The sequence below is a fragment of the Tropicimonas sp. genome (assembly GCF_047971885.1).
In the GTDB taxonomy this organism is placed as follows: domain Bacteria; phylum Pseudomonadota; class Alphaproteobacteria; order Rhodobacterales; family Rhodobacteraceae; genus Tropicimonas.
Window position 1 is genome coordinate 1 of record NZ_JBKEAE010000144.1, and the last position, 7,157, is coordinate 7,157.

The window sequence follows — 7,157 nt, forward strand, 5'->3', positions numbered from 1 at the left end:
ACCAGCCGCTCCACCTGTTCGACATCGGCGATGTCGAAGCCCTCGGCGACGATCTCGCCGATGCTCATGTCCTCGTCGACCAGCCGTTCGAGGATGCCGTCCAGAACCGGATAGGGTGGCAGGCTGTCCTCGTCCTTCTGGTCGGCGCGCAGTTCGGCCGACGGCGGCTTGTCGATCACGCGCGGCGGAACCACCTCGCCCGGCGGGCCCTGCATCCACGCCCGGTGGCTGGCGTTGCGCCAGCGGCAGGTCTCGAAGACCCGCGTCTTGTAGAGATCCTTGATCGGGTTGTAGCCGCCCGCCATGTCGCCATAGATCGTGGCATAGCCCACCGCGACCTCGGACTTGTTGCCGGTGCTCAGCAGCATCTCGCCGAACTTGTTCGACAGCGCCATCAGCAACAGGCCGCGCAGGCGCGACTGGATGTTCTCTTCGGTCAGATCGGGCGTGGTCCCATCGAAAAGCGGCGCCAGCACTTCGGTTACCGCCGCCCGGGGGCCCGAGATCGGCAGGGTATCGAGCCGGCAGCCGAGATTGCGCGCCACCGCTGCGGCGTCCTGAAGCGAATGCTCCGAAGTGAATTCCGACGGCAGCATGACGCAGCGCAGGTTCTGCGGGCCGATGGCGTCGGCGGCGATGGTCGCGACGAGCGCCGAATCGATGCCGCCGGACAGCCCCAGCAGAACCCTGGAAAACCCGGTCTTGCGCAGATAGTCGCGCAGGGATTCGACCATCACGCGATAGTCCTGCTCCCATTCGTCCGGCAGATGGGCCATCTGGCCCGGTTCGGCCAGCCAGCCATCGGCGCCGCGAACGAAATCGACATGCGCGATCGCCTCGTCGAACGGGGGCAGTTGCACCACCAGCTTGCCATGCGGGTTCAGAACGAACGAGCCGCCGTCGAAGACCTGATCGTCCTGGCCGCCCACCATGTTGAGATAGACCAGCGGCAGCCCGGTTTCGACAACCCGGCTGACCATGTGGGTCAGGCGAAAGGCGCGCTTGCCACGGAAATAGGGCGAGCCATTGGGAACCAGCAGCATTTCGGCGCCGGTTTCGGCGAGGGTCTCGCAGACATCCGGATGCCAGGCGTCCTCGCAGATCGGGATACCCACCCGCAGCGGCCCGACCGCGGTCGGGCCGCTGACATCGCCGCCGGAAAACAGGCGCTTTTCATCGAAGACGTTGAAATTGGGCAGGTGATGCTTGACGATCCCGGCGCCGATCCGGCCGCCCTTCAGCACGGCATAGATATTGAACAGTTCCGCCCCCTCGAACCAGGGCAGGCCGATCCCCAGCGCCGGCCCGTCGGCGCAATCGGCGGCAAGCTGCTCCAGCACGTTGCGGCAATCGGCGACGAAGGCGGGCTTCATCATCAGATCCTGCGCCTGATAGCCGGGCAGGAACATCTCGGGCAGCGCCACCATGTCGGCGCCGGCAGCGCGGCCGGCCTGCCAGGCGGTATGCGCCTTGCCGGCATTTTCGCGCAGCGCGCCGACGGTCGGGTTCAACTGGGCCAGCGTCAGGCGAAATCGGGTCATGGCATTCCTTGCGGTCTCGGCATCGGCTCGGCATCGGGCCGCCGACCTTCTAGCAGACTGTCGCGGAGTTGAAAGCGCAAGACCGTGAAAAGCGTTGCCCCCCGCCGGGGGGGCCTCTAGGGTGCGCCCCGAACGACCGGAACGAAAACGGCCCTTTCAGGGGAAGCAGCAATGATCCGACAGGCCCGCACCTCCCTCCTCGCTGTCATGCTGGCAAGCGCCGCGACAGGCTTCGCGGCGGCCCAGACCGGCGATGTCGAGGTCAAGCAGTACGAGAACGGCGGCATCTACGAGGGAACCTTCAAGGACGGGTTGCAGCACGGCCACGGCACCTACCGGCTGCCCAACGGCTACGAGTATTCGGGCGACTGGGTCGAGGGCGAGATCCTCGGCAACGGGACGGCGCGTTTCCCCGATGGTTCGGTCTACGAGGGCACGTTCGCGCAGGGCCAGCCGAACGGCACGGGCAAGATCACCTTTCCCGACGGCGGCACCTACGAAGGGGACTGGACCGAAGGCGAAATGACCGGCCAGGGCGTGGCCAGCTACGCCAATGGCGTCCGGTACGAAGGCCAGTTCGTCAGCGCGCTGCACGACGGCACCGGCACCATGACCTCGCCCAACGGCTACCGCTACGAAGGGGCGTGGGTCATGGGGGTCAAGGAGGGCGAGGGCAAGATCACCTATCCCGAAGGCGCCGTCTACACCGGCCACCTCAGCCAGGGCCAGCGCGCGGGTCAGGGCACGCTGACCATGCCCGACGGGCTGGTCTACGACGGGGCGTGGCAGGGCGGCCAGATGAACGGAACAGGCAAGCTGACCCAGTCCAACGGCGACATCTACGAGGGAACGCTCGCCGAGGGCCGCCGCGAGGGACAGGGCAAGGTGACCTATGCCAACGGCGATGTCTACGAAGGCCAGTTCGCCAACGACCGCCGCCACGGTCAGGGCACCTTCAGGGGAACGGACGGCTATCTGTACACCGGCGCGTGGGTCGACGGGCGGATCGAGGGGCCGGGCAAGGTGACCTATCCGGACGGATCGGTCTACGAGGGCGCATTCAGCAACGACCTTGCCAACGGCAAGGGCAAGATCACCTATCCGGACGGTAACACCTACGAAGGCGACTGGGTCGACAGCGTGATCGACGGCACCGGCGTGGCGCATTACGCCGACGGGCAGGTCTACGAAGGCCAGTTCAAGGGGGCCAGGTACGACGGCAAGGGCAGGATGACCTACCCCGACGGCTATGTCTACGACGGCGACTGGAAGGACGGGGTACGCCACGGCAAGGGGCGCGCCGTCTATACCGACGGCAGCGTCTACGAGGGGGATTTCGCCGATGGCATGCGCGCAGGCACCGGAACGCTGACCGCGCCCGGCGGCTTCGCCTATACCGGCGAATGGAGCAACGGCGAGATCGAGGGAGCCGGAGAGGCGACCTATGCCAGTGGCGATGTCTATGCCGGAACCTTCAGGGCAGGCATGCCGCAGGGTGAGGGGATGATGCGCTATGCTACCGGCGAAATTCGCTCGGGCACCTGGGATCAGGGGGCGATGGTCAGCTCCGACCGGCCGGCCGAGAGCGGGGCCCCGGCAGCGGGCAGCGCCAATGTCGGCGCCGGCTCGACGGCAAACCCCGACACCATCGACCCGCCGGCAATCGAGGCCGCCGAGACGCCCCCGGCAGACCCCGCCCCGACCGAGTGATCGAAACGACGACAGGGCCGGCCCGGCGCAGGCTTTGCTCGTCCGGGGATTTCGCGCTTTTCTTTTGCAAAAGCGCCGGTATAGTCCGGACCCATGACGACCGACCGGCATATCGCAGCACTGCCCGCTTCGCGGGCGCTTCCGCTTGCCGGTCTTCTCCTTCTCCTTAGCCGCCTCTGAGCGTGCCATTCCGGCGCGTCCGCTCAGAGGGCTTTGGCATCGCGCCACCGGATTGAAGGACATCAAGGAACATACCCAATGACGAACGACCCGAACCGCGTGTTGATTTTCGACACCACCCTGCGCGATGGCGAACAGAGCCCCGGCGCCACCATGACCCACGACGAGAAGCTGGAGATCGCCCAGTTGCTCGACGAGATGGGCGTGGACATCATCGAAGCCGGCTTCCCCATTGCCTCGGAGGGCGATTTCGAGGCGGTGCGCGACATTGCCGAGGTAACGCAGAACGCCGTGATCTGCGGGCTGGCGCGCGCCAATTTCAAGGATATCGACCGCTGCTGGGAGGCCGTGCGCCATTCCGAGCAGCCGCGCATCCACACCTTCATCGGCACCTCGCCGCTGCACCGCGCCATCCCCAACCTGACCATGGACGAGATGGCCGAGCGCATCCACGAGACGGTCAGCCATGCCCGCAACCTGTGCGACAACGTGCAATGGTCGCCGATGGACGCCACGCGCACCGAGCACGATTACCTCTGCCGGGTGGTGGAGATCGCCATCAGGGCCGGCGCCACCACGATCAACATCCCCGACACGGTGGGCTATACCGCCCCGCGCGAATCGGCCGATCTGATCCGCATGCTGATCGAGCGTGTGCCCGGCGCCGACAAGGTGGTTTTCGCCACCCACTGCCACAACGATCTGGGCATGGCGACGGCCAACGCGCTGGCCGCGGTGGAGGCCGGCGCGCGCCAGATCGAATGCACGATCAACGGGCTGGGCGAGCGGGCGGGCAATACCGCGCTGGAAGAGGTGGTGATGGCGCTCAAGGTGCGGCACGACATCATGCCCTTCACCACCGCTGTCGACAGTACGCGGATCATGAACATCTCGCGCCGCGTCGCCGATGTCTCGGGCTTTCAGGTGCAGTTCAACAAGGCGGTGGTGGGCAAGAACGCCTTTGCCCATAAAAGCGGTATCCATCAGGACGGCATGCTGAAGAACCCGCAGAATTTCGAGATCATGCGCCCCGAGGATGTCGGGCTGAGCGCCACCAACCTGGTGATGGGCAAGCATTCGGGCCGCGCCGCGCTGCGCGCCAAGCTGCACGATCTGGGTTACGATCTGGGGGACAACCAGCTCAAGGACGTCTTCGTGCGCTTCAAGGCGCTGGCCGACCGCAAGAAGGAAGTCTACGACGACGACCTGATCGCGCTGATGCGCGAAAGCGGCGCCGAGGCGGACGAACACCTGAAGGTCAAGTTCCTGCGCGTGATCTGCGGTACGCAGGCGCCGCAATCGGCGGATCTGACGCTGACGGTCGAGGGCGTGGACCATATGGAATCGGCCATGGGCGACGGCCCGGTGGACGCGACCTTCAATGCGGTCAAGAAGATATTTCCCCATAACGCGCATCTGAAGCTCTATCAGGTGCATGCCGTCACGCGGGGCACCGATGCGCAGGCAACCGTCACCGTCAGGCTGGAGGAAGACGGCCGTATCGTCACCGGACAGGCGGCAGATACCGATACCGTGGTCGCCTCGGCCAAGGCCTATGTCTCGGCGCTCAACCGGCTGATCGTGCGGCGCCGGAAGACCGGCACCGACCGGAAGGAGATCGACTACCGCGACATGGTGAAATAACGCGGGCGGCGGGCGGGCGCCGCTTCCTGTGCCGAGAAGGCCACCGGGTTGCTTCAGGGCTTCGTCCCGGTGGCCATCAACCGGCTCCACCCCAAACATCCGGCAATGCTCATTCTGGGTAAAACGGGCGCATATTTCGCTTTACCCGCGCATCGGCCTCACCCGAGCTTCGCCGCGACCTTCGTCAGCCGTTCGACCGCGTCCGAAGCGACCTCGGCGATCTCCGGCGTCCCGGACAGGTCGCCCGACTGCATCATCACGCCGGCATCGACGATCCTGACGATGCAATCCTGTCCGGCCTGCTCGACCGTCACATTGCAGGGCAGCAGCAGGCCGATATCCGGCCGGGCCGTCACCGCCTTGAGGGCGAGATTCGGGTTGCAGGCGCCAAGGATGGTGTAGCGGCGGAAATCGGCCCCGATCTTCTCGGCAAAGGCCTTGTCGAGGTCGATGCGCGAAATCACACCGAACCCCTCGGTCGCCAGCGCTTTTGTCACTGTCTCGACCGCCTCGTCGAACGGGCCGTCGATGGTCACGGTATATCCAAGCATGGTCATGGTTCGGTTCCTCCGGCTGATCCCGAGCGGCGGGGCGCATCCGGCGCCGTTCGCTCCCGAGGAAGCGCCCCGCGCGGATCCTAGCGCTGAAACGGGCCGAGGGACAGGCCCGGTCGCGGAATACCCGGATTTCGATGGTCCGCCAGCGAAGCGCCGGGCAGGCCACGCCGCGGATCGGCCGGCGACGGCACTACACGGCGGTGCATCGCCACCGCCCCAGTTTCGCCCTTTCCCCTGTGGGGCCCCGCGACTATAACGCCGCAATCCGGCGGCTCGGGAGTCGCCGGCCTTTGGGCATAGCGACGACAACGGACAGAATCAAACATGGCACTATTTGGTGGGCTGTTCTCCTCCGACATGGCAATCGACCTCGGGACGGCGAACACGCTGGTCTATGTGAAGGGCAAGGGCATCGTGCTGAACGAGCCCTCCGTCGTCGCCTATCACACCAAGGGCGGGCGCAAGGAAGTGCTGGCCGTCGGCGAGGATGCGAAGATGATGCTGGGTCGCACCCCCGGCAGCATCGAGGCGATCCGCCCGATGCGCGAGGGCGTCATTGCCGATTTCGATACGGCGGAGGAAATGATCAAGCATTTCATCCGCAAGGTGCACAAGCGCACGACCTTCACCAAGCCCAAGATCATCGTCTGCGTGCCCCATGGCGCCACACCGGTTGAAAAGCGGGCGATCCGGCAATCGGTGCTGTCGGCGGGCGCGCGGCGCGCCGGGCTCATTGCCGAGCCGATCGCGGCAGCCATCGGTGCCGGGATGCCGATCACCGATCCCACCGGCTCGATGGTGGTCGATATCGGCGGCGGGACGACCGAGGTGGCGGTGCTCAGCCTCGGCGATATCGTCTACGCGCGCTCGGTGCGCATCGGCGGCGACCGGATGGACGACGCCATCGTTTCCTACCTGCGGCGCCAGCAGAATCTGCTGATCGGCGATTCGACCGCCGAGCGCATCAAGACCTCGATCGGCACCGCCCGGATGCCGGACGACGGGCGCGGCTCGTCGATGCAGATCCGGGGGCGCGACCTGCTGAACGGGATCCCCAAGGAGACCGAGATCAACCAGGCCCAGGTTGCCGAGGCGCTTTCCGAACCGGTGCAGGCGATCTGCGAGGCGGTGATGACCGCGCTCGAAGCCACCCCGCCCGACCTTGCCGCCGATATCGTCGACCGCGGCGTGATGCTGACGGGCGGCGGCGCCCTGCTGGGCGATCTCGATCTCGCACTGCGCGAGCAGACCGGGCTTTCCATTTCGGTCGCCGACGAATCGCTCAATTGCGTCGCGCTCGGCACCGGCAAGGCGCTTGAGTACGAGCATCAGCTGCGGCATGCAATAGATTACGAAAGCTGAACGGCGGAACCGGCCAGGACAGCGCCGGCAGGACGTGAGGCCGCGTGGCACGTAACAGGAACTCAGAGATCGACTATGTCCGCCCGGTCCGGCGTATCCTTGTCGGCGGGCTGGTTCTGTTCTGTCTGGCGATCTTCCTGATCTGGCGCATCGATTCGCCGCG

At 66.0% G+C, this 7,157-nt stretch carries 5 protein-coding genes and 1 pseudogene; 4 read left to right on the forward strand and 2 right to left on the reverse strand.

The window, feature by feature from the left end; translation table 11 throughout:
• Nucleotides 1–1,541 (reverse strand): NAD+ synthase (locus ACK5IR_RS12160; RefSeq protein ID WP_416929261.1); only part of this gene is annotated, 1,541 nt, incomplete at its 3' end.
• 171 nt (nucleotides 1,542–1,712) lie between these two features.
• On the opposite strand from ACK5IR_RS12160, the gene ACK5IR_RS12165 reads away from it, so the two are divergent.
• Complete coding sequence (locus ACK5IR_RS12165) at nucleotides 1,713–3,251, forward strand: 2-isopropylmalate synthase (protein ID WP_416929263.1); 1,539 nt, start codon at nucleotides 1,713–1,715, stop codon at nucleotides 3,249–3,251.
• Nucleotides 3,252–3,509: 258 nt separating this feature from the next.
• A complete protein-coding gene (locus tag ACK5IR_RS12170; protein WP_416929265.1) occupies nucleotides 3,510–5,075 on the forward strand; it encodes a 2-isopropylmalate synthase in 1,566 nt (521 codons plus the stop codon).
• Nucleotides 5,076–5,233: 158 nt separating this feature from the next.
• Here ACK5IR_RS12170 and ACK5IR_RS12175 read toward each other — a convergent pair whose 3' ends face one another.
• The gene (locus tag ACK5IR_RS12175) at nucleotides 5,234–5,632 is read right to left on the reverse strand and encodes a DUF302 domain-containing protein (RefSeq protein WP_416929267.1); all 399 of its coding nucleotides are present in this window, start codon (nucleotides 5,630–5,632) and stop codon (nucleotides 5,234–5,236) included.
• Nucleotides 5,633–5,956: 324 nt separating this feature from the next.
• Between ACK5IR_RS12175 and ACK5IR_RS12180 the strand changes: the two genes are divergently transcribed.
• Nucleotides 5,957–6,994, forward strand: a complete 1,038-nt coding sequence (locus tag ACK5IR_RS12180; RefSeq protein ID WP_416929269.1) for a rod shape-determining protein — start codon at nucleotides 5,957–5,959, stop codon at nucleotides 6,992–6,994.
• A gap of 44 nt (nucleotides 6,995–7,038) precedes the next feature.
• A pseudogene (locus tag ACK5IR_RS12185) lies at nucleotides 7,039–7,157 on the forward strand (rod shape-determining protein MreC); the annotation flags it as partial.

What these genes read in the sequence shown, in the direction of transcription:
- ACK5IR_RS12165 (WP_416929263.1), top strand. Translation starts at nt 1,713, where the DNA reads ATGATCCGACAGGCCCGCACCTCCCTCCTCGCTGTCATGCTGGCAAGC.
- ACK5IR_RS12170 (WP_416929265.1), top strand. Translation starts at nt 3,510, where the DNA reads ATGACGAACGACCCGAACCGCGTGTTGATTTTCGACACCACCCTGCGC.
- ACK5IR_RS12175 (WP_416929267.1), bottom strand. Translation starts at nt 5,632, where the DNA reads ATGACCATGCTTGGATATACCGTGACCATCGACGGCCCGTTCGACGAG.
- ACK5IR_RS12180 (WP_416929269.1), top strand. Translation starts at nt 5,957, where the DNA reads ATGGCACTATTTGGTGGGCTGTTCTCCTCCGACATGGCAATCGACCTC.